Origin of the sequence: Cupriavidus sp. L7L, assembly GCF_004353535.1 — a bacterium.
GTDB lineage: Bacteria > Pseudomonadota > Gammaproteobacteria > Burkholderiales > Burkholderiaceae > Cupriavidus > Cupriavidus oxalaticus_A.
In genome coordinates, this window is the sequence record NZ_SMNY01000032.1 from 95,069 (window position 1) to 116,553 (window position 21,485).

19 protein-coding genes and 1 pseudogene are annotated in these 21,485 nt (G+C 59.6%); 5 read left to right on the forward strand and 15 right to left on the reverse strand.

The window, feature by feature from the left end; all coding sequences use genetic code 11:
- Window positions 1-18: 18 nt before the first annotated feature.
- Both E1J61_RS27140 and E1J61_RS27145 read right to left on the reverse strand, forming a co-directional pair.
- Window positions 19-471, reverse strand: a complete 453-nt coding sequence (locus tag E1J61_RS27140) for a zinc-finger-containing protein (protein WP_133097046.1) — start codon at window positions 469-471, stop codon at window positions 19-21.
- A gap of 70 nt (window positions 472-541) precedes the next feature.
- Window positions 542-1,507, reverse strand: a complete 966-nt coding sequence (locus E1J61_RS27145) for an SOS response-associated peptidase family protein (RefSeq protein WP_133097021.1) — start codon at window positions 1,505-1,507, stop codon at window positions 542-544.
- 426 nt (window positions 1,508-1,933) lie between these two features.
- On the opposite strand from E1J61_RS27145, the gene E1J61_RS27150 reads away from it, so the two are divergent.
- From E1J61_RS27150 to ligD, 3 genes are all read left to right on the forward strand, one after another.
- Window positions 1,934-2,155 carry a DUF2188 domain-containing protein gene (locus E1J61_RS27150; RefSeq protein WP_133097022.1) on the forward strand — a complete coding sequence of 74 codons (222 nt, stop codon included), beginning with the start codon at window positions 1,934-1,936 and terminating at the stop codon, window positions 2,153-2,155.
- A 120-nt stretch (window positions 2,156-2,275) separates the two neighbouring features.
- Complete coding sequence (locus tag E1J61_RS27155) at window positions 2,276-3,175, forward strand: Ku protein (RefSeq protein WP_133097023.1); 900 nt, start codon at window positions 2,276-2,278, stop codon at window positions 3,173-3,175.
- 159 nt (window positions 3,176-3,334) lie between these two features.
- A complete protein-coding gene (ligD, locus tag E1J61_RS27160; protein WP_133097024.1) occupies window positions 3,335-5,821 on the forward strand; it encodes a DNA ligase D in 2,487 nt (828 codons plus the stop codon).
- Between the two features lie 315 nt (window positions 5,822-6,136).
- Here the strand turns inward: ligD and E1J61_RS27165 are convergent, their stop codons facing one another.
- From E1J61_RS27165 to E1J61_RS27190, 5 genes are all read right to left on the reverse strand, one after another.
- Window positions 6,137-6,451, reverse strand: a complete 315-nt coding sequence (locus E1J61_RS27165; protein WP_133097025.1) for an H-NS family nucleoid-associated regulatory protein — start codon at window positions 6,449-6,451, stop codon at window positions 6,137-6,139.
- Window positions 6,452-9,046: 2,595 nt separating this feature from the next.
- Complete coding sequence (locus tag E1J61_RS27175; RefSeq protein ID WP_371704758.1) at window positions 9,047-9,343, reverse strand: hypothetical protein; 297 nt, start codon at window positions 9,341-9,343, stop codon at window positions 9,047-9,049.
- Between the two features lie 10 nt (window positions 9,344-9,353).
- Window positions 9,354-9,647, reverse strand: coding sequence for a hypothetical protein (locus E1J61_RS27180; RefSeq protein WP_133097027.1), 294 nt, complete (start codon window positions 9,645-9,647; stop codon window positions 9,354-9,356).
- 82 nt (window positions 9,648-9,729) lie between these two features.
- A complete protein-coding gene (locus tag E1J61_RS27185; RefSeq protein WP_133097028.1) occupies window positions 9,730-10,041 on the reverse strand; it encodes an H-NS family nucleoid-associated regulatory protein in 312 nt (103 codons plus the stop codon).
- 209 nt (window positions 10,042-10,250) lie between these two features.
- Window positions 10,251-10,673 carry an NUDIX domain-containing protein gene (locus E1J61_RS27190; RefSeq protein WP_133097029.1) on the reverse strand — a complete coding sequence of 141 codons (423 nt, stop codon included), beginning with the start codon at window positions 10,671-10,673 and terminating at the stop codon, window positions 10,251-10,253.
- 52 nt (window positions 10,674-10,725) lie between these two features.
- Here E1J61_RS27190 and E1J61_RS27195 point away from each other — a divergent pair, with 52 nt between their 5' ends.
- Window positions 10,726-11,070, forward strand: a complete 345-nt coding sequence (locus E1J61_RS27195) for a hypothetical protein (protein ID WP_243736998.1) — start codon at window positions 10,726-10,728, stop codon at window positions 11,068-11,070.
- Window positions 11,071-11,170: 100 nt separating this feature from the next.
- On the opposite strand, the gene E1J61_RS27200 is transcribed toward E1J61_RS27195, so the two are convergent.
- The 6 genes from E1J61_RS27200 to E1J61_RS27225 all read right to left on the reverse strand — a co-directional run bounded on the left by E1J61_RS27200 (window position 11,171) and on the right by E1J61_RS27225 (window position 18,579).
- The gene (locus tag E1J61_RS27200; protein WP_133097030.1) at window positions 11,171-11,392 is read right to left on the reverse strand and encodes a hypothetical protein; all 222 of its coding nucleotides are present in this window, start codon (window positions 11,390-11,392) and stop codon (window positions 11,171-11,173) included.
- A gap of 336 nt (window positions 11,393-11,728) precedes the next feature.
- The gene (locus tag E1J61_RS27205) at window positions 11,729-12,505 is read right to left on the reverse strand and encodes a fumarylacetoacetate hydrolase family protein (protein ID WP_133097031.1); all 777 of its coding nucleotides are present in this window, start codon (window positions 12,503-12,505) and stop codon (window positions 11,729-11,731) included.
- Between the two features lie 7 nt (window positions 12,506-12,512).
- Window positions 12,513-14,831: an NADP-dependent malic enzyme gene (locus E1J61_RS27210; protein WP_133097032.1), complete on the reverse strand. Its 2,319-nt coding sequence runs from the start codon at window positions 14,829-14,831 to the stop codon at window positions 12,513-12,515.
- 54 nt (window positions 14,832-14,885) lie between these two features.
- A complete protein-coding gene (locus tag E1J61_RS27215; protein ID WP_133097048.1) occupies window positions 14,886-16,220 on the reverse strand; it encodes a dicarboxylate/amino acid:cation symporter in 1,335 nt (444 codons plus the stop codon).
- Window positions 16,221-16,384: 164 nt separating this feature from the next.
- Complete coding sequence (locus tag E1J61_RS27220) at window positions 16,385-17,377, reverse strand: tripartite tricarboxylate transporter substrate-binding protein (protein ID WP_133097033.1); 993 nt, start codon at window positions 17,375-17,377, stop codon at window positions 16,385-16,387.
- Window positions 17,378-17,412: 35 nt separating this feature from the next.
- Entirely contained in the window at window positions 17,413-18,579 is a 1,167-nt protein-coding gene (locus E1J61_RS27225; protein ID WP_133097034.1) for a mandelate racemase/muconate lactonizing enzyme family protein, read from the reverse strand.
- 110 nt (window positions 18,580-18,689) lie between these two features.
- Here E1J61_RS27225 and E1J61_RS27230 point away from each other — a divergent pair, with 110 nt between their 5' ends.
- Window positions 18,690-19,601 (forward strand): LysR family transcriptional regulator, encoded by a 912-nt coding sequence (locus E1J61_RS27230; RefSeq protein WP_133097035.1) that lies wholly within the window; start codon window positions 18,690-18,692, stop codon window positions 19,599-19,601.
- A 326-nt stretch (window positions 19,602-19,927) separates the two neighbouring features.
- Here the strand turns inward: E1J61_RS27230 and E1J61_RS27235 are convergent, their stop codons facing one another.
- Window positions 19,928-20,830, reverse strand: coding sequence for a restriction endonuclease (locus E1J61_RS27235; RefSeq protein WP_371704760.1), 903 nt, complete (start codon window positions 20,828-20,830; stop codon window positions 19,928-19,930).
- Between the two features lie 421 nt (window positions 20,831-21,251).
- Window positions 21,252-21,485: pseudogene (locus tag E1J61_RS37900) on the reverse strand (group II intron reverse transcriptase/maturase); the annotation flags it as partial.

Here is a 21,485-nt window from a genome sequence, read left to right on the forward strand (position 1 = left end):
GTATCCACGTCGCCCGCATCAGGCGCCCGAAGGACCTCGCCCGCGTGAAGCCTGGAACTCGGCGATGAATTGAATGGCCTGCTCGCACTGCTCAAGCGACAGGGCATGGATGGTGGGACTGTCGACGGGAAGGTGGAGTGATGCAATTAGCCACTTCATGGCCTTGCCTCGTGCCTCGAAGGCGTTGACGCCGTCGCGCCGCATTTTCGCTGCGACCAAGGGCTCGAGGGCATCGTGCAGCTGGCTCTTGTTGTCGCGCAAGGCCGCGTCGGCCAACCGGCCAAGCGGGGTATGGTGCTTGCTTCGCGCGCGCACGCCGATCCACGCCTGGCACGGGGAGCAGATCCATACAGGCCCGTGGTCCTCCAGGTAGGGATAGGTCTCATCTTCCACGCGGGCAAGCACCGCCTTCCCGCCGCAGTAAGCGCAGAGGGGCTGGAGAGGAGGAGGGATCGGTCGACCAACACGCATCAATGACACCGAGTCGCGTAATGCAGGAAGGGAGCGATTCTACGGCAGCAGGGTCGGAGTCCTTGGTTCCCTATGCCGCCAAGCGGTGCTCGTAGTAGGGCTGGTCCCGGTCGTCCAGGATGGCATCGAGCGCGGCCAGGTCTTTCGCGTCGGGATTTAACCACGCTTCCACATGCTTTGGCTTGACCGGCACGATGCAACGATCGTGCCCTGCGGCCGACACCTCGGCGGGCGGCTCGTCGGTGATGGCAGCAAAGGAATAGAGATCGGCCTCACCCTCTTCGCCTTTGCTGATCGACCAGAGGCACGCCACCAACATGTCCTGCTGCGGCTCGGGCCTGAACTCCAGCACCACGTTCTCCTCCTGCTCGCCAGGCGCCAGCTCGCGTTGTTCCAGGCGATGCCGAGCGACATTCTCGTAGAAAGCGTTGACGATCATGATGCCGTGGTGATAGCCATAGAGCTGGCGCCAAGCCTTCTTGAGGTTGTCCCTGCGAGCGTTGTATGAACCGTTTTTTTGTCGCTCTATCGCTGGCGTCCACCCCGGCAGCCTGCATTGGTAGCGCATCGGGATGACGATCCGCTGGCCATCCTGCACCACCATCACAGGGGCGTAGTAACCAGGAAAGATCCGAGAATCACGCTCCTGCAGATCCGTGCGCTGCAGGTCGGCAAGATTGCGTTGCGCCCGCGCGATCTTGTCCGTCGCGATGCGTTGATCATTCTCCGCCTTCTTGGTCGGCTTGGCGGCCAGGGCGCGCTCCGCCGTCGTCAGCCGTGTCTTCTGCTGGAACAGCTCGGTCTCCAATGCGATCGCCTGCTCTTGATCACCCGCCGCAACCACGTCGGCCACCGCGCGCGCCTTTTCATCGGTCGGAGCCAGGAACGCGGCACGCATCGCTTTCGGCAGCTTGGACCAGCCACCGTCCCGGCGCGTCTGCCAGAAGAGTTCGACAAAATGCTCGAAGCTGACCCGGGCACCGAATTCCCGGACGAATTTCCTGTAGTCGGCGTGAATTTGCGCGGAATAGCACATCGCAGTCAACCGTGGCTGTTGTCTGAACGCACCATTGTAGTGGCGGCTGTCCGATCTCGCGCAGAGCGTCGCTGCTCGCTCAGCGGGATAGTCGCTGCCTAGGCTTGGTCCGAGGAGACGCTTGCGACCTAGCTCTCCACGCTATGGTTTTCCATACGGAATGTTTTTCCATACGGTTGGTCGCCATACGATCCCCACGTGCAGGCGTCAGGCTGCCGACCGCCGTGGCGCTGCCGTAGCTCTGGATGGCCTTTTGCCAGTGCCGGATACTGCATGTGCCGCGGCACTAGACCCGGAAAGTGACCGCGGAATTCCTTAGCAGGAAGGAAATGGGCCGCGTCGCAGCCGGTTTGTAGGACACCGGCTGATAGTTCACCAGATTGGCCGGCAGCAGACTAAAGCCATACCAGCTCGCAGGAGGTCATCATGGCCACCGCAAACATCCACGTCGTACCCACCGGTGATGAATGGGCCGTCGAAGTCGCCGGCGGGGGAGCCCGTACCACCTATCCCACCCAGGAGGCCGCCATTTCGGCCGGCACAGAACGCGCCAAGCGAGACAAGGTCGAGTTGCTAATCCATGGTCGAGATGGCCAGATACGAGAGCGCAACTCCTTCGGCCATGACCCGCGAGACGTCAAGGGTTGAAGTCATTGATTTCCAAAGTCATATCCGGCTGAGGCGCCATAGCGGCCCAGCCGGTCCTCTCGGGCCGGCAAGCCCGCTTTGAACGAGCGGGCCGGTATCCGCCCTTACCAGGAGTGCCAGATGGCCGCGCGCTCTATCGCCTCGTTGTCGATCAGCTTCGGACTGGTGTCCATACCGGTCAAGGTCTTTTCCGCCACGGAAAGCAAGGCGGCAATCAGCTTCAATTTCCTCCACAAGGGCTGTGGCTCGCGTCTGAGACAGCAATACATCTGCCAGCGGGAAGGCGTCGTCGTGGAACGCGCCGACATGGTGAAGGGTTATGAGTTCGAGAAAGACAAGTACGTGATATTCGAGCCGAGCGAACTCAAGGCGCTTGAGGAGGCGACCCAGCAAACCATCGATATCGTCGCGTTCATGCCGATCGCCGCCATCGACCCGATCTACTACGACAAGGCTTATTACCTGGGCCCGGACAAGCGGGGCGGAAAGCCATACAGTCTCCTGGCCGAAGCGCTGCGTGCCGCGGGCAAATGTGCATTGGCGAAATGGAACTGGAAGGGCAAGCAGTACATGGTGCAGATCCGCGTCGGCGACGACGGCCTGATCCTGCAGCAACTCCTGTACGCCGATGAAGTCCGCTCCATGGCGGACCTGCATATCGAACCCGTCAATGTCTCCAAAGCGGAACTGTCATTGGCGGAGCAGCTGATCGAACAAGGTTCGGTGGAGGGGTACGACCCGGCTGAGTACGCCGACGAGGAAAAGCAGCGAATCCTGGCTCAGATCGACAAGAAGATTGCCGGCCAAGCGATCACGATTGCTCCAGAGACACCGGGTGCGGCGACTGGCGCCGAAGTCATCGACCTGATGGAAGCCTTGCGCAAAAGCATTGGCGCGCCCAAGGGGAAGGCTACGGCCAAAGCGTCAGTCAACGAAGCGAAAGCTCCGGCGCGACGCGGCGCGAAGCGTGCCGATAGTGCGGTCGCCGCACCAGCCAAGAAGACACGGAAGCAGGCCTGATGCACGCGTCCACGATACGCGAAGTTCACGCGATCCTTGGCAAGGGTATCGTTGCGGCGCAGTCATGACGCCGGCACGCGCGAATCCTGGCGAGTATCGTTAGGCCCTGCGACACTACAAGCAGCGTCGGCTGTTCACACTCCCAATGCCCCTCGTGCCATGACATCGCGCAAAGGTGGTCTCGAGCGCTATAACGCCAAGCGAAATTTCGCGATCACACCCGAGCCGTCGGGACGTGCCAAGCGAAAATCTGACGCTACGCCGAAGCTCTCTTTCGTCATTCAGAAACACTGGGCACGACGACTGCACTACGACTTCCGGTTGGAACTCGATGGCGCGCTGCTCAGCTGGGCCGTGCCAAAGGGACCCAGCTACGATCCCAGCGAAAAGCGCATCGCGGTCCATACCGAGGATCATCCGCTCGACTATGCCAGCTTTGAGGGCGAGATTCCGGCCAAACAGTATGGCGCCGGCTCAGTCATCGTCTGGGACCGAGGCACGTGGGAGCCGGTCGGCGACCCGCGTGAGGGGATGGCCGCCGGCAAGCTGCTGTTCAACCTGTACGGCGAGAAGCTGGCGGGCCGTTGGGAACTGGTGCGCATCGCCAAGCCAGGCGACAAGTCGGAACCGTGGATTCTCTTCAAGAAGCGAGACGCCTGGGCGCGACCGCTGGCGGAGTTTGACGTATTGGCAGCGTTTCCAGACAGTGTCATCGCCAAACCGCTCGGAGCACTGACCCAGGCGTCGCTGAATGCTCCCGACGTGGATGCCGCGGAGGCGATCAAAGATGCGCCGCTCGCGCCGTTGCCGGCCACGCTGGCCCCGCAGCTCGCAACCTTGTCGCCCACCCTCCCCGCCGGTTCCGGCTGGGTCGTCGAAACCAAGTTCGACGGCTATCGGATGCTGGCCAGGATCGAAGATGCCAAGGTGACCCTTTTTACCCGGAATGGTCACGACTGGACGCGCAAGCTGAAATCCCTCGCGGCCGAGCTCGAAAAGCTCGACATCTCGGAGGGCTGGCTCGATGGCGAGATCGTGGTGTTGCGCGATGGCGTGCCCGATTTCAATGCGCTGCAGAATGCCATCGACCGGCACCGCAACGAGGCCATCGTCTTTTTCGCCTTCGACCTGCCCTTCTGGGAGGGCCGTGACTTGCGAAACGTGCCGCTGGTGCAGCGGCGGGCGAAGCTGGAAACCCTTGTGGCGGGTCATTCCGAGCGCGTGCGCTTCAGCGAGGCCTTCGATGCACCACCGGCGCAGATCTTCCAGGCGGCATGCAAACTCGGCCTCGAAGGCTTGATGTTCAAGCGGGCGGACGCGACTTATGTGTCGGCGCGTTCCCAGACCTGGATCAAGGCCAAATGCAAATTGCGACAGGAGTTCGTGATCGGCGGGTTCTCGGACCGTAGCGGGGGCGCGAAAGAAGTCGGCAAGCTCTATCTTGGCGTGTATGCGGAGGGAGAGCTGCGGTACGTCGGTGGCGTTGGCACTGGCTGGGACAGCGCGACGGCAGCGGACCTGAAGAAACGCCTGACGGCCATCGAGATCGAGCAAAGCCCGTTTTCCACGGAGGCGCGCTCCAGCCGCCGCTGGGGTGGCAACCGGGCGGCCGAGATGCGATGGGTGAAGCCAACCCTCGTGGCAGAGGTCGAGTTCACCGAGTGGACCCCGGAGGGACAGGTTCGTCATGCGTCGTTCAAAGGCCTGCGCACCGATCATGCCCCCAAATCGATCCGTCGGGAGGCTGTCCAGACCGCGGTGACGCCGCACGGCGTCAGCGCCATCAAGGTCACCAACCCCGACCGTGTCATCGACAAGTCCGAAGGCATTACGAAGGTCGAGCTAGTTCGTTACTACGAAAGCGTGGCCGAGCTCATGCTTCCCCACCTCCAGAATCGGCCGCTGTCTTTGGTGCGCGCGCCGGAGGGGATCGATGCCCAGACGTTTTTCCAGAAGCATGCGGAGACGGCCATGCCAGGCCTGACCGAACAGCCTTCCTCGCTATGGCCTGGCCATGCGGCGCTGCTTACGGCGGATTCATCCGAAGCGATCGTCGCCGCAGCGCAAATGAATGTGGTCGAGTTCCACACCTGGAATTCCACCGCTGGCAAGATCGACCGTCCCGACAGGGTCATCTTTGATCTCGACCCGGGCGAAGGGGTGCCGTGGGAAACCATTCTGGAAGCAGCCGTGCTGGTGCGCACGCTACTGGATGAACTCGGCCTGCAGGCCTGGCTGAAGACCAGCGGCGGCAAGGGTCTACACGTCGTGGTGCCATTGGCCCCGCGGCGGTCCTACGATGAAGTGAAGGAGTTTTCCCGCGCAGCCGTCCAACATCTCGCCGCCACGCTACCGCAACGCTTTACCGCCCGCTCGGGAGCCGCCAATCGCAAGGGGCGGATCTTCGTCGATTACCTGCGAAATGGCTTCTCGCAGACAACGGCAGCCGCTTTTTCGGCACGCGCCAGGCCTGGACTTGGCGTCTCCATGCCTGTTTCCTGGGATCAGCTTTCCCAGTTGAAAAGCGGAGATCAATGGACGATTCGCGATGCCCGCGAGTATCTGAGTTTCCAGGTGGCCGATCCGTGGAAGGCGTACTGGGAGACCAGACAGATTTTGACCGCGGCCATCAAGCGGTTAGGCTAATGGCTATTTGTGACTCAATCGGCGCTAAACTCTATCGGACCTATGATGTGTCGGCAGTCCTGTTACCGCCCGCATTCTCTGTCGCTCGGCATGCGGGCGCCGTTTTTGGTGCGCGAGGTCAATTTGCCTAGCACGGCGCGACAGGGTCATACTGAGGGCGGGTAATGCAATTACCCGATTTCTTCATGGACGTTCCGCGGCTCTCTGCTACAGGCTCGAGAGCCGCCTTTTTTGTCTGGGCCGATCGCCAGAGAGGAAACGTGGGCATTCCCAATAGTCGCCGTACTCGTCAGCGGCTCGAACGCGTGGCCTCGCTCAAGCCTGCTCGATGAGAAAGCGCTCGGGCCGCTTGCCAAGCCACAACGGCGTCCGGCCTCGTCCCGACCATGTTTTCCCGGTTTTGGGATCCATGTACTTCGGCGGCAGCGGGGTTTTCGCCGTGCCGGCGGATGCTGCACCGGCAGGCCGGCCACGACGACGGCGCGGTGCCACGTCTTCCGGCGACAGGTCATACCTAACCATCAGCTCGCGGATCTGTTCGATGACGCCTGCGACCTCAGTGGAACGCGCCACTGCGATCTGCGCTTCCAAAGCTTCCTTTTTCTGCAGCAGTTGCTGATACGTTGCCATTTTCGCCTCCAGTTTTTCAATCGCTATTAACTTATATGCATTTCAAAGAAGACCTGCAAGGATTCGCTTTCTAAGCCGACCCCAATGCAGTTTGGCACGGTGTACTTTTCCATGCTTCCTTCCGACAAAGGCTGAGTACATAAAAATGGTGCACTGAAGTATAAGCGGATGACATTTGTACCGAATTGGGCTCACTGCCGCGTTCGCAGAAACGGGTACACCTCTGCACAAGGCGTCAATCACACGAACCTTTCAGTCCAGTCGATGGTATGGTGGGCCTCCGTGATATCGTCCGCACACGAATAAGGCCAATAGTCTTAACGCACATCTGAGTGCCGGTCTGCACTAGGCCGTTGAACGGCTGGAACTCACCTGTGAATCAGAAGGGCTATGTCATGAAGATGTCCAGCGCTAGCCAGAGTGAAATCCACCCAGAAAATCGAAGGCCCATCGTCACGTTGGTTAGTCGCGTTCGGCTCAATCAGTCGAATTGCTTTGATCAGGAGCCAAGGGCGCTTCATTGCATTCTCAAGCGGGATCGACGTTGGCTCAGTCTGAACCGGCTGTTTGATGATCTTGCTGTGGATCAAGTAATAGATGCGCACGCTGTGTCAGCTGCCGGGCTGACGGTCTCGCAAGCTGCTCCCCCCTCCTTGGGATATCTCAGACGGACCTCCTCAGTCAGCCTGGAACCAGCAACAAAGTCGTTGTACCCCTGGCAAGGCATCACTCGGCTTTCCCCTTCACATGGGCATCGTCCGACGCGGCAGCAGCCGGTTGGTAAAAAGAGTCTCTAGCCGAACCTGCTCGCCGCCGCGTCCGCGAGGCCTAACACTGCTGCGGTGCAACACAGACTTGACTTGCCCACTGCGGCAAAGAAGGTTACGGTAACGGCTCGGTGTGCGCATCCCCCGCGCGTCCTTGCACCGAGGCGTTCATCGTCGTTCTCATCATTCTTCGTGGAGTTCGATCCACGGACCAGCCTGTTGTAGGTTTTCCGATTTTCCGATCTCGGCAAAGGAGGCCACATGCTAAGTCCGCACGAAATCGCTGCATTACTTCTGCTGGGTGATGCACCCGATATCGATGATCTGGAACCCGAGCAACTGGACGGCTTGCTGGCTCACAAACTGGTCACGATGGAACACGGGCATGATAGTGGCAATGCATATCCCCGCCTGACATGCCAAGGACACTCAATGCTCGAGGCAGTCCGAAGCATTCGGTAAGCCTTTGTTCTGCGCTGTTTATCGCCGCGTTCCGGCACGCCGTCCCTACATGCACCCTCGCTGTATGGGGTTTAGGGATGTCGTAAGCGTAACGGCAGTGGCCCGCCCGTAATTGAACTTCCTTGTCCAGGCCTTGTTCCCGAGCACGCTGCCCCGGGATCGGTCGCAATTTCCACTGGTTGCGGCCGATGCTACGTCGTCGAAAGAAAAGCCCTCGACCAATTGGTCGAGGGCTATGAGTGTTGACGGGTTGTTCGCAGACCTGTCACTGACATCATCGCATTCCAGTTCGCTGGAGTCGTCCCCCATTAGTGGGTGACCGAAACGAGCGAATAACGGCACTGCTGCATCCTTTCGCCCAAGCTGGCCAGCTAGCCAGGTGCAGGCACGGACCTTTGGCTATGGCGTCGGAAGCAGTTAGATGCACCGCGCATAACAGGCGGTGGGCAACGTCGGCCCGGGCCCAAAATCACTGTCGCAAGCGCCAGATGATGGACGGCCGCGCGGCAAGGCGGATCTGAACTACCATATTCGCGTTATTGCGCGCGGTCCCAACCCTGCCCCATGATGGCTGCCGCCGCGCAGCACTGACGCGCGGCCGCTACCAGGCCCAGCGCGGCATCATTCCCCCGCGTTGGGCTTCTTTTTTCTGTCCCGCGGGCGTGGTGATGCTTCTCAGGTGAAGTTTTTATCCTTCCGCCACCGATCCGATATCAACGCCTCTTGCGCCACCGTCCTCCGCAGCGCGTCTAGAAGTGATTCGAAGGCCCGCTCCAAGGAGTCGCATTCCGTGGCGGCAATAAGTCGACGGGCGCTAGCGAGTTCAGGTTGCAATACGAACCATCCTCGCGCTAACGCAGCGCACAATACGCAAGTACCGCTCCTATTGAACTCAACGTCGGACTAGCCGGACGAGCCAACCCCGCGCATGGCCGGATGAAGTTGGAGAGGGACGCCCCCGAGAAACTCCCTGGCTTCGCCCATCCATAATTTCGGGATCATGAAATTACTGGTCACATGCCCAGAGCCCTGCTGCAGAGCAATCTGCAAGAGTTGGAATAAGGGTTTATACTCGGTCCGTCTCCTCCCTTTCACCAAGGGATTCGTGCCCGCCTTTGCCGCGGGCTTTTCTTTAGCCTGGGCTTCAGGAACGACGGCTACGCGGCTCGGTCGGGCCACGCCGGGCGCGTCGTTTGCTCTTCTGCAGAAAGGCAGGTCCCAAGCAGGGAGCAAAGCGGTACGTGGTTTGGATATCGAAGCGTCGACGAAGCAAGTCCAGAGCCGTCAGGGCCTGCTTGCGTACGTGAATAGATGGGCCGATGTCACGCTTGCGAGAGCTGCTGGACCGATCAGGCGTTCTCCCAGCTCAGGATTCCCTGGAACGAATGTGTAGCGGCCTGTCAGCATCCGCGCCGTCCACGGAGCTGTGCCGATTCTGAAGGCGGGCATGCATCGTCTCGCAGCGGATCAGCATCATTCGCGCCCGACCCTCATCAGCGCCGTCCATGCCGGCTTCGGTGGCGCTGCGCAGATATACTTGCCGGGCAACGATGGCGGCGATCACGATGATGGTGCCGACGCAGAAGGCCCGCGCCAAAAGTGGAAGGTATCGTGCCATGGAAACGAACTGACGCGCGAGCGTGACGCCAATCCCAAGCACCATATGGCTTCGCCTAACGACCATACATCCGGATGATCTCTACTTGTTCATCGATGATGGCCAAGAGCTCATCCATTGAGCCGGAGAAGCGCTGTCGTACCTGTTGAAGCGCTTTTCGCTCGCTGGCCGAACGCACGAGTTCATAGCTGTCGCCCTCTTGCGAAATTCGGATAACCCGCAGCTCCTTGCTGGGCGGTACTTTCAGCCAGTACGAATACCCGTTCCTTATCCCTTTGTCTGTGCGTTCGCGGGGAATCAGATATGGCCGGGCAAGCATGATTTCGGCGTGAATCACTTCAAAAGACATGACTCGCTATTCTCGAGAAGCGAACCCCCTGTAACGTCCAGGGGTCGAGATTCATTTGACTGAGTCTTGCGTCGACTGAACGTTAAGCTTCTTCTGCGATCAGAAACCGGTTCGGGTTCTTACCCAGCCACGCCGGCGTCCGGCCCCGACCCGACCATGTTTTCCCGGTCTTAGGGTCACGATACTTCGGAGGCAGCTCGGACTTCGGCTTGCTTGCACCGCTGCCCGCCGGGCGTCCGCGTCGGCGCTTCGTAATGTCCTCGACTGTCAGGTCATACTCTGCCATCAAAGTCTGGATCTTCTCGATGACACCTGCTACTTCCTGGGCACGCACTTCTTCCAGGTGAGCTTCGAGCGCCCGCTTCTGGGCCATCAACTCCTTGTATGTAGCCATACGATTCTTCCTTTCTAGTGGAGGTCCGAACAGTTTGAATTAAAACTGGAATTCACAACAGCGCTTACCTTATCACAGGAAGGCGTAGTCCGATCCGAAAGATTCGTAGAAGAATAATTCTCCAACTGCGCGCTCGCAGTCGTAATATGTCTCAACGCAGGCAAGCTTAGCGATTGCGTAGGGAGCGAATAAGGACTTCCGTTTATACCTTAACTCGGTGCTCCGGCCGTGCTCTGAGCCCATTCCAGTATTGGCTCGAACCGAGATGGCAGCAGTTGCTGCGCCTCCGCAAATGTCACCCATCGAAACTCGTGGTGCTCTGGGCGCCCTAGTTCAGCGCTAATTGGTAAGCTCACGCCACCGCGGGGTGATACAGCAAGATAGAAGCGTGCAATCTTCCCATTCGCGTAAGGTTCCGTTTCTCGATAGTCCTCCCCCCAACGAAGCTCAAGCGTGGACAAGCCGGTTTCCTCCATAGCCTCCCGGATCGCGGCTGATAACAACTCTTCGTTAGGCTCTGGCATGCCTTTGGGCATGTCCCAATTTCGATATGCACGTAGGATCAGGCAGAGCCACTGACCAGCAGTAGGTCGGAGCACAACTAACTCAGCAGAATGCTTGATGAGCCTCATTGTCCGTTTCTCTCATACCGAGCATGAGTAGCGTTGTTCTCGATTCTGCCCGATGTTTTTTGTTGGCTCACGTTCCACGCAGAAACGGGTACGCTTTGTTGTTGGCAGAGGCAAAAAGCTGTACTGGCGAGCGGCGATCTGGACGACGTGTGCGCGGGGGGCATTGCCCATCAATGCCGACGCGCGCGTGCGAATCGCGACGCTACGCGAGGGCACGACGGAACATCACGTGTTGCCGACGTCAGGTTTGCCGTATTTGGTCGCCGATCATGGTCGGCTTTACGTGGGACACGTCCGGCTCGCGCCACGCGTTGGAGTCGTCGTCAGCGATGAACGGCAGCTTACGATGGTGGCGCGAGACGACACCGATGTCGTGATAGTCGAACTCTTGAGATAGGACAGACGCGTCTGTTACCGGCCTGGCCCGACGAAAGGCAGAGATCGGTCAGTAATAGTCGGCAGTCGAGCCCGTGCGCTCCAGCCCTCACGCCATCACTTCAACTTTCGCCGAGGTTCTTGCATGCCTGACGTCTTCCAAACACGAGCGCAACTAACGGCAATGTGGTGATGACTCCTACGGCGAGCAGCGTCCAACCGATGGCGCGACGTTGTTCCGGATTCAATCGATTGCTGAGCAACAGTGCGAGGCCCGCACCCCCTGCTGCCCGTGTTCCGGCAATCAGTCCAATTTCTGGAATGGTGAGTGATACCTGTTTCATCTGTGGCTCCTGGGCGGATTCGAACCCCAGTAGCGTGGGGCGCCTGTGGCTGGCGGTCTGTGGGCAAGCAAACACTGCTGACGGCAAAAATTAACAAAGACATACTGGCGGCTGCACACCTTGGTGCTCACCTTCAGTCGGAAGCCAGGAACAGCTTTCTTCTCAAGGACGGCCTTTAGGGAGCCACGGACTACAGAAAAAGGGCGGCTTCCGCCGACCGACGCCAGCGTAACGGACGCCGGGGTCGATCTGGCGCTTGCCGGCCACAAGCGGTCGGCCACCAACGAATGCGGCTCTGACCGAACATCATCAATCAACAGACGTTCAACTAGCGCCCTACTGCGCAAGAGCAAACGCCAGGCCAGTCGCTCCAATGCGCGCTTCGTAATGGCCGCTCCCACAAACATCCACAGGGACAGTCACCGTACCGGTGGTTACGATGGAACCTTCGACGATCTCACGATCTTGCGCTGCGAGTTTGTTCCAAAGGAAGCCCAGGGATAGATACGGCATTGTCCGGTCGGATCCGCCCAGGAAGTTGGCAATCCGCTCGCCATCGCGCCAGAGCGCGGCATCTTTCTCGAAGGCGGTGCTACCGGCCTGATTGAGCTTGCCGCCGAGAACCAGTGCGTGAAACCCAACGTTATCGGCGATAAAGCTGGGCTGACCCACCGCTTTCCGATCCAGGAATCTGCTACAGACTACTTCGACTGCCACGGCTGCATACTCGATCATCGATGCGGCGTCGAACGCTTCGTCTCGTGGCGAAACCGTACGAGAAAAGCAAACGGCCACCTCAACCTCCAAAGTAGCGCTTCGTCCAGCAGGTAGCTGCACGACGGCACCAGACTGGACTACACGAGAAGGAATCAGGACTCCAGTAGCCGGCGGGTTCGGCAACTCCCCGCGCAGTCCGCGCGGGGAAGCACCCGCCAGCTTCCAACCGGCAACCCCCTCTTCCAGCCTGTCCACGAATGCGGCCTGCACTGCATAGCCTTGCTCCAGCGTCTGGGGTCGTTCCTGCTCAGGCAGCTCCTTCAGCGCCATGCCGGCAAGCGATGCAGAAGCCAGTCTGAGCGCCCCCTTGCTTGCGTCAAAGCTTGCGTCGTTCATTTTGCGATCAGCTCTGCAGAATATTGGGGTCCTTGTCGCGATCACTCGCCTCGGCGACCAGCAGCGCAGCGACGTTGACAATGCGTCGTACCGTCGCGGACTCGGTGAGCACGTGAACTGGCCGGGCAGCGCCGAGGAGAATAGGACCAATCGCCACGTTGTTACCCGCGGCCGCCTTCAGGAAATTGTACGAGATGTTGGCGGCATCGATGTTCGGCAGGATGAGTACATTGGCATCGCCTTCGAAACCAAGCTCGAAGCTGCCCGTACGCAGGCTGGCATCCAGCGCAATGTCACCATGCATTTCGCCGTCTGCCTGCAACTGCGGAGCGCGCTTACGCAATACTTGAAGAGCGCTACGCATCTTCTGGGCCGATGCCGAGTCGCTGGTCCCGAAGTTGGAGTGGGAAACGAACGCAACCTTGGGTTCGATACCGAACCGGCGCACCTGCTCCGCTGCCATGACAGCGATGTCGGCCAGTTGTTCGGCAGACGGATCGATATTGACATGGGTGTCGGCCAGGAATATCTGCCGCCCTGGCAACACGAGACCGGTCAGCGCAGCGAACACATTGGCACCCGGTCTCTTGCCGATGACTTGATCGATAAAATGCAGGTGTCGATGCGGTGTGCTTACCGTCCCACAGATCATGCCATCGGCCTCCCCTTTCTCGACAAGCATGGCGCCGATCAAGGTTGTACGGCGCCGCATTTCCAGCTTCGCCATTTGTTCGCTGATGCCTCGGCGAGCCATGATCCGGTAGTACGACTGCCAAAAGTCCTTGTAACGCGGGTCGTGTTCGGTATTGACCACGGCGAAGTCGCTGTCCGGGCGCAGGCGCAAGCCCAACTTCTCGATGCGTTTCGCAATGACATCTGGTCGCCCGACGAGGATTGGCGTTGCGAGTTGCTCGTCGACGACGATCTGCACCGCTCTCAGGACACGCTCCTCCTCGCCCTCTGCAAATACGACTCGCTTTCTGGCAGAAGCGACGCTCTTCGCTTGCTGGAAGACCGGCTTCATCAGGTTGCCGCTGTGATAGACGAACTGTTGAAGATGCTGGCGATACGCTTCCATATCCTCGATGGGCCGCGTGGCAACCCCGGAATCCATGGCCGCCTGTGCAACCGCAGGGGCAATCGTCACGATCAGGCGCGGGTCGAACGGCTTCGGGATCAGGTATTCGGGTCCGAAACTCAGCTCCTTGATGCCGTACGCTGTCGATACGATGTCGCTTTGTTCCTGCCTCGCCAGCTCCGCAATGGCGTTGACGGTGGCGATTTCCATTTCCCGCGTAATGGTCGTCGCCCCGGCATCCAGCGCCCCGCGGAAAATGAACGGGAAGCAAAGCACATTGTTGACCTGGTTGGGATAGTCGGCCCGGCCTGTTGCCAGCACGGCGTCGGGACGGGCGGCAGTCGCGATCTCCGGCGCAATCTCGGGGGTCGGATTGGCCAGGGCGAAGATCAAGCGCTGCGGTGCCATGGCCTTGACCATTTCTTCCTTCAACACACCACCGGCCGACAGCCCAAGAAAGATGTCGGCGCCGTTAATGACTTCCCCCAGCCTGCGGGCGGGCGTGTCCTGTGCGAAGCGCTCCTTGTGCGGATCCATCAGCTCCATTCGTCCCTTGTAGACGACGCCGGCGAGATCGGTCACGAAGATGTTCTCAAGCGGCATCCCCATGTCAACCAGCAGGTCAAGACACGCCAGCGCCGCCGCCCCCGCGCCGGAAGCCACCAACTTCACTTCGGCGATATGCTTGCCCACGACACGCAAGCCATTCGTAATCGCCGCTGCTACGACGATGGCTGTACCATGCTGATCGTCGTGGAACACGGGAATCTTCATGCGGGAGCGGCAGCCCTGCTCGACTGTGAAGCAGTCGGGGGCCTTGATATCCTCCAGGTTGATGCCGCCAAACGTCGGCTCCAGCGCGGCGATCACTTCTACCAGCTTTTCAGGGTCACTCTCGTTGAGTTCGATGTCAAAGACATCGATGCCGGCGAATTTCTTGAACAGCACGGCCTTGCCTTCCATCACGGGCTTCGCCGCCAAAGGGCCGATGTTGCCAAGTCCCAGTACGGCACTGCCGTTTGTGACTACGCCTACCAGATTGCTTCTGGCGGTATAGCGGGCAGCGTTGAGGGGGTCTGCAACGATCTCCTCACAGGGGTAAGCAACCCCCGGAGAGTAGGCAAGGGATAGGTCGCGTTGGTTCAGCAATTGCTTCGTCGGCGAGACGGTCAGTTTGCCCGGCGAAGGAAACTCGTGATATTCAAGCGCGGCTTCGCGCAAGCTCGGTGCAGTAGTCCTGGTGTTCATGTGGAGTTCCGGCAGTGCTTCGTTCCGGCGGCGTTGGCGGCCGGGACCCAGCTATTAGTGGTTGGGACGTGGTGCAAGTGCGGGCTCGTTGGCCTCACCTGGAGCGTCGTCAAGTAGCTCATCTCGACGCCCGTCCAGGACGTCTCGCGCCTTCTGCATGTCAATGGCGCCTTCCCATCGTGCAACGGCAATCGTTGCCACGCCGTTTCCGATCAGGTTAGTGACTGCGCGCGCCTCATTCAGGAAGCGATCAATACCGAGCAACAGCACAAGTCCCGACACAGGAATCTTGTTCATCGAAGCCAGTGTTGCAGCGAGCGCGACAAATCCGGCGCCAGCCACCCCCGCTGATCCTTTTGACGTCAGCAGCAGCACGCCGAGGACGATCAGTTGGTCCCAGATGGTCAGGTCAATGTTCATGGCTTGTGCCACGAAGATCGTCGCCATCGTCAAATAGATAGCGGTACCGTCGGCGTTGAAGGTGTAGCCAGTCGGCAAGACCATCCCAACCACGGGCCGGGCGCATCCCAGCCTTTCCAGTTTTACCAGCATCTGCGGAAGAACCGCTTCAGTGGACGCGGTTCCCAGCGTCACGAAGATCTCATCCTTGATGTATCGGATGAATTTCCATAGCGACAGGCCCGATACCCGCATCACCGCTCCCAATGCCAGGACGATGAACGCGATGGACGTCAAGTAGAGACAAAGCATCAACTCGCCGTAGGAGGCCAGCGTACCGATGCCGTACTTGGCAACCGTGAACGCCATGCCGCCGAACGCACCGATCGGGGCCACATGCATTACGATCCTGACCACGCCGAACATGGCGTGAAGGAACATATCAAGCATGTCGACGAAGGGGGCCGTGCGGGGACCCAGCCGTGCCAACGCAATGGCCAAGAGCATCGAGAAGAAGATGATCGGCAGCATCTCCCCATTCGCGAACGCGCCCACCACGGTGTTAGGTACGATGCTCATCAGGAAGTCGAGCATCGTGTGGTGCTCTGCCGCAGTCGTGTAGGCTTTGATCGCACCGCCATCAAGCTGTGTGGGATCGATATTCATGCCATGGCCGGGCTTGAACACATTGACGACGATGAGCCCGATGGCAAGCGCTACGGTCGACGCAATCTCAAAGTAAATGACCGCTTTCACGCCGACGCGTCCGGCCTCATGGATATCGTTCATCCTCGCGATACCGACCACAACCGAGGCGAAGATGATGGGCGCCAACAGCATCCGGATCAGCTTGATGAAGATGTCGCCCAGCGGCTTCAGTTGTTCACCAAGATCCGGCATAAAGTGCCCGAGAAGAATCCCGGCAACGATGCCGATGAGAACCTGAACGTAAAGCTTCGATAGGTGTTTCTTCAGAAATGAAGGCCGCACTGTTGTCTCCTGCAGGTGCGATTCGTGGTGCAACCGCCAAGCTGCGGACGCACGGGGCCCTATGGCAGCTCCAGTACATCGGAGCCGCGTGGCGATCAAGAATGTTGGGGAAAGACGGGACGGCACCAAACCAGGTGCCGTGCCCGGTGGGGAACGCTATGCAGTCACTCCGGCTGAATGCCAGCGTCCGTGATGACTTTCGTCCACCGATTAACTTCTTCGTTGAAGAACTTCTTATGGCCTGCCGGTGAGAGACGGTCGTCGGTGACAACCGTGATGCCCAATGCCTCTTCACGTTTGATTAGCGCCGGATCCTTCAGCGCTGCGCGCAGGGCCTTGTTGATCTTCTCGAGTACGGCCGCCGGGGTACCGCGAGGCGCATACAAACCGTGCCAGACAGTGAAGTTGAATCCCGGCAAGCCGGCTTCGTTGAGTGTCGGAATGCTCGCCAAAGCCGGTACCGTCGAGCGTTGGGCGCTTGTCACCCCAAACGCCTTGACCTTCTTGGCTTCAATCTGCGGCGTACTGTTGGTGGCCTGCTCGCACATCAGATCGACTTGCCCGCCCATGATGTCGGACATCGCGGGCGCCGTTCCCTTGTACGGTACGAAAGTCATGTCGCTCTTAAGCGTGCTTTGCAGCAGCAAGCTGCAAAGGTGCGACGCCGAGCCCACGCCTGCGTTGGCCAGGTTCAGCTTTCCGCCATTCGCCGCAATAAACTTCTTGAGTTCGGACAGGTTGTTGGGCGGTAGCGCAGTCTTGCCGATCAGTGTCGACGGGGCCTCGTTGATTAGCCCCAGGAATTCCAGGTCCGAGGTCTTGTAGCCGAGCTTCTTGTACAGGGCTGGCGACGTCGCCAAGCCGATATGGTGAACCAGCAGCGTATAGCCATCCGGGGTCGCCCGGGCGACACGCGCCGTGCCGATAGTACCGCCGGCGCCAGCGGTATTCTCCACGACGACCGTGGTGCCGAGCGTTTTGCGCAGCGATTCGGCGACGTCTCGCGCGATCTTGTCGCTCGGGCCGCCAGCCACGAACGGGACAACCAGGGTGACAGGCTTCTCCGGGTATTCGGCACGGGCGTAGCCGGATGTGACGAAGAGACCGCTAACAATGCATAGGGTGGCGGCGCGGATTGCCGCTTGCTTGATCCACATGGTTGTCTCCGTTTATGTTTTTGAAATGCTGCGGCTTACGCCGACAGTTGCTGCATCACGCTATAGAGGTCCGACTTGCCTTCGAAGCCGATCCCGGGCAGGTCCGGCATCGTCAGGTAGCCCTTCTCGACCTTGACGCCATCGGGGAAGCCGCCGAATGGCTGGAACAGGTCGGGGTAGCTCTCGTTGCCGCCCAGGCCCAGGCCAGCGGCAATGTTCAGCGACATCTGATGACCGCCGTGCGGAATGCAGCGGCTGGCTGACCAGCCGTGCTGCTTGAGCATGTCCAGCGTGCGCAGGTATTCCACCAGGCCATAGCTGAGCGCGCAGTCAAATTGCAGGTAGTCGCGATCCGGGCGCATGCCGCCGTAGCGAATCAGGTTGCGGGCGTCCTGCATCGAGAACAGGTCTTCGCCGGTGGCCATCGGCTTGTCGTAGTAGTTGCGCAGCGTGGCTTGCAGCTCGAAGTCCAGCGGATCGCCCGGCTCCTCGTACCAGAACAGATCGTATTGGGAGAGCGCCTTGGCGTACTGGATGGCGGTATCGAGATCGAAGCGGCCATTGGCGTCGACGGCCAGCTTCTGACCATCCTGCAGCACGCTCAGAATCGAATCGATGCGGCGCAAATCCTCGTCCAGCGAAGCGCCGCCGATCTTCTTCTTGACCACGGTGTAGCCGCGGTCGATGTAGCTGCGCATCTCGTCCTTCAGCTTGCTGTGGTCCTGGCCGGGGTAGTAGTAGCCGCCGGCGGCGTAGACGAACACCTTGCGGTCGGGCTGCCCATTGCCGTATCTGTCGGCCAGCAATTGGAACAGCGGCTTGCCTTCGATCTTGGCGACAGCATCCCAGACCGCCATGTCGATCGTGCCGATGGCCACCGAACGTTCGCCATGGCCACCCGGCTTCTCGTTCTTGAACATGGTGTCCCAGATCTTGTGCGGATCAAGGTTGTTGCCGGTGGCGTCGATCAGCGACTCCGGATCGGCTTCCAGGATGCGGGGAATGAAGCGCTCGCGCATCAGGGTTCCCTGGCCATAGCGACCGTTGGAATTGAAGCCATAGCCGACGACCGGCTTGCCGTCGCGGATCACGTCGGTGATCACGGCTACCAGGCTGAGGGTCATCTTGCTGAAGTCGATGTAGGCGTTGCGGATGGGCGAGCTGATGGGGAAGGTCTTCTCGCGAATTTCTACGATTCTCACAATGTGTCTCCTGACTCACATGACATGAACGCTGGGGCGTCGGAGTACGTAGCTTAGGCGCGGAATGGCGTACTACAATTGAACCACTTTCATTTCATTATTCTCCCAAAGTGAAGACTGAGATCGCGTCCGAACTGGAGTTCTTCGTTCTGATCGCTCGGCACGGCTCTTTAGCCGCAGCGGCGCGCGAACTCGATCTGACGCCTCCCGCAGCGACAAAAAGGCTGGCCTTGATGGAAAGCCGCCTTGGTGTACGCTTGGTGAACCGCACTACACGGCGCATTAGCCTGACGAACGAAGGCGAGACATATCTGGCGTATGCGCAAAGGATTCTGGCCGACCTCCGGGAGATGGAGAGCGTTGTGGCGAGCAGCGGCGCCGAACCGCGTGGACTGCTCCGCGTCAATGCGACCCTCGGCTTCGGACGGACCACCATTGCACCTCTGGTTTCCGAGTTTGCAAAGCGCTATACGCAGGTGGAAGTACAGCTTGAAGTCACGGATCGCCCTGTAGACCTGGTGGACAGCGGGGTCGACCTGGCAATCCGGTTTGGGACGCTGCCGGATAATCGTTTGAGCGCCAGGCGTATCATGTCGAACCGTCGCTTTCTCTGTGCTTCGCCGGTCTACCTGGACAAATTCGGATCGCCGCAATCATTGTCCGAACTTCACAAGCATCGCTGCATCATTCACAGACAGAACGACGAAGCCCATGCGATTTGGCGCTTCGAGCAGGCGGGGCATCACGAAAGCGTGAAGGTCGCGGGGGCGCTATCCAGCAACGACGGGGATATCGTTCTCGGCTGGGCGCTGGATGGGCACGGCATCCTGATTCGGTCCGAGTGGGACTTGGCAAAATATCTGGAGAGCGGCCGGTTGCGAGTCGTCTTACCACAGTTCAAACTGCCGTCGGCCGACCTCTTTGTCTACTACTCCCAGCGTCGCAACCAGACAGCGCGCGCGCGCGCTTTCATTGACTTCTTGGTCGCCAAATTTCAAAAATCGACCGAAGAAATGGGATAACTTGCAATAGAGGCTTCTGCTTACGCTCGTGCGACTGCTATGGGTCTTAATCCGGCCTCTCAGCCGGAGTTCATGGAACGGCCGTAATGGGTCGGGAAGAGCCGACCGGATAGGGGTGGCAGGTCTTTGCCGGCGTCCACGCTGCTCTGGCTTCCAGTAACGCAGACTAGCTTTGGCGATTCCCGCAGACCGTTCATGAGACATACCTGGCGATCTAGTATCAAGGCAGAAAATCGGCGCTCGAGCCCTGCCGAAGAACCAGCCCCCTTCCCGAGAGTAACCTTGTTGCCTGAGAGCGTGGCGGCGATGATTGATCGAGCCGGTTCCTAGACGTTGCGGGCCAGTCTAACCTTGCAATCGGGATAGTTTTGGCAACCCCAGAATGGGCCGGCGGGCCCTTTCCTCTCCACCATCTTGATTCCGCAGGCAGCGCACGTTGGTGTCAGGTAGTCGCCCCGAAACGCCTGCTTCAGTAACGTCGATTGCCTATACTGATCGAGCGCGCGAATCCGTTCGACGATTCCGGCACCATCAAGTAATTGAATGCCGGCCCGCTCTGCAGACTCCTGCACCGGCCGCCCGACATAGCCAGACAACGACCAAAAAACGCCTCGACGCACCTTGTGTTCGTGCATGACGCCGGCAAGTGCACGGACCTGTTCCACCTTCACCGGCTTACTCCATGCTTTGCATTGGACGACGGCCACGGGAACATCTAGGCCAGCCTTGTACAAAGTAGCATCGATGCCGCCATCGGGCCCATGGGGGACGGTCTTGACCGTGAACCCCATCGCCTCGTAGTACCCAACACAGAGTAGCTCAAATCGCTTCCACTCTAACTGCTTGAGGGCATCCAGCGTCCAGCTATTGATTTCTGGCTTCTCCGGTGACGGTACTGTCCGCGCTGGCGGGCCCACGGCCTCCTTTGGCTTGGCCGATTCACTGGAGGACCGGGGTGACTTGGGCGGCGAGGACGGTCGGCTCGTGCGGAAGCGCCGAGCCCTGATCAAGACTTCTTGCTTGCTGGTCCCTGCCCTACCCCGCGCACGGATGTATGACAGCACACCTAGGAAGCCGAACATGGCGGCGGGAACCCAGGCTAACGACTGGCTTAACACGGAAATGCCCGTCAACAACGGACTCGACGCGAATATCGCTGGCACGACCGCGCGAAACACAATGTAGGCACCCACGGCCAGCGCGGCGGATACCCACCACGGCGCATCCATCAACACCTCGCTAAGCGAGGGCTCCTTTCTCCTGCGACCCATTTCTCTACCTGTTGTTGCTCTTCATCTCATGCGGCGGCATCCCGCATTGGCAAATCTACCTGATCTGATATACACGGCGGGTTGCAACAGGCCAACACCCCACCGACTACGGGTGGCCGAGCAGCCGACTTCTACCCTGGGATGATCGTACCTTTCGTGCAAAAGTGGCGGTGATCAACCGATGAGCCGCCTGCAGCAAGGCTTTGCCGCTTTCCGCCTTTCACACGACCAGCGATATTGCAACTCATTGATTCGCAATGGCATTGGGGTCCAAACCGCCAGATTTCACACGAAGTCGGGTAGCAGTGGCGCATTACTGCGCCACCGCCCCCTTGGAACCGTACAGGCGAGTTTCCCCGCATACGGCTCGAGCCACTCATCAGCACCATGGGCTGGCACCGGGTAGTCTGGCGAAGCGTTTCAAGGTTCGACGACGGGCGAAATACTCGGTCCATTCCGGGTCGAACGGGTTAGCAGATGCACGGATCTTGACGTGGCGGATGATCGCCACTGTCGATGCACGGAAGAGTTCAAGACCAAAGGTTTTGCCCTCGGCTGCACTCGTCGTGGCGAAGTTCCACTGCCTGCTTCTGTCCGTGGGAAAGTACCGACT

Excerpts from the sequence above, each read along its gene's own strand:
- E1J61_RS27140 (WP_133097046.1), bottom strand. The coding sequence starts at position 471 with ATGCGTGTTGGTCGACCGATCCCTCCTCCTCTCCAGCCCCTCTGCGCT.
- E1J61_RS27205 (WP_133097031.1), bottom strand. The coding sequence starts at position 12,505 with ATGAACGACGCAAGCTTTGACGCAAGCAAGGGGGCGCTCAGACTGGCT.
- E1J61_RS27175 (WP_371704758.1), bottom strand. The coding sequence starts at position 9,343 with ATGGTGCTTGGGATTGGCGTCACGCTCGCGCGTCAGTTCGTTTCCATG.
- E1J61_RS27180 (WP_133097027.1), bottom strand. The coding sequence starts at position 9,647 with ATGTCTTTTGAAGTGATTCACGCCGAAATCATGCTTGCCCGGCCATAT.
- E1J61_RS27185 (WP_133097028.1), bottom strand. The coding sequence starts at position 10,041 with ATGGCTACATACAAGGAGTTGATGGCCCAGAAGCGGGCGCTCGAAGCT.
- ligD (WP_133097024.1), top strand. The coding sequence starts at position 3,335 with ATGACATCGCGCAAAGGTGGTCTCGAGCGCTATAACGCCAAGCGAAAT.
- E1J61_RS27235 (WP_371704760.1), bottom strand. The coding sequence starts at position 20,830 with ATGGATGCGCCGTGGTGGGTATCCGCCGCGCTGGCCGTGGGTGCCTAC.
- E1J61_RS27155 (WP_133097023.1), top strand. The coding sequence starts at position 2,276 with ATGGCCGCGCGCTCTATCGCCTCGTTGTCGATCAGCTTCGGACTGGTG.
- E1J61_RS27150 (WP_133097022.1), top strand. The coding sequence starts at position 1,934 with ATGGCCACCGCAAACATCCACGTCGTACCCACCGGTGATGAATGGGCC.
- E1J61_RS27145 (WP_133097021.1), bottom strand. The coding sequence starts at position 1,507 with ATGTGCTATTCCGCGCAAATTCACGCCGACTACAGGAAATTCGTCCGG.
- E1J61_RS27165 (WP_133097025.1), bottom strand. The coding sequence starts at position 6,451 with ATGGCAACGTATCAGCAACTGCTGCAGAAAAAGGAAGCTTTGGAAGCG.
- E1J61_RS27220 (WP_133097033.1), bottom strand. The coding sequence starts at position 17,377 with ATGTGGATCAAGCAAGCGGCAATCCGCGCCGCCACCCTATGCATTGTT.
- E1J61_RS27210 (WP_133097032.1), bottom strand. The coding sequence starts at position 14,831 with ATGAACACCAGGACTACTGCACCGAGCTTGCGCGAAGCCGCGCTTGAA.
- E1J61_RS27200 (WP_133097030.1), bottom strand. The coding sequence starts at position 11,392 with ATGAAACAGGTATCACTCACCATTCCAGAAATTGGACTGATTGCCGGA.
- E1J61_RS27195 (WP_243736998.1), top strand. The coding sequence starts at position 10,726 with ATGTTTTTTGTTGGCTCACGTTCCACGCAGAAACGGGTACGCTTTGTT.
- E1J61_RS27190 (WP_133097029.1), bottom strand. The coding sequence starts at position 10,673 with ATGAGGCTCATCAAGCATTCTGCTGAGTTAGTTGTGCTCCGACCTACT.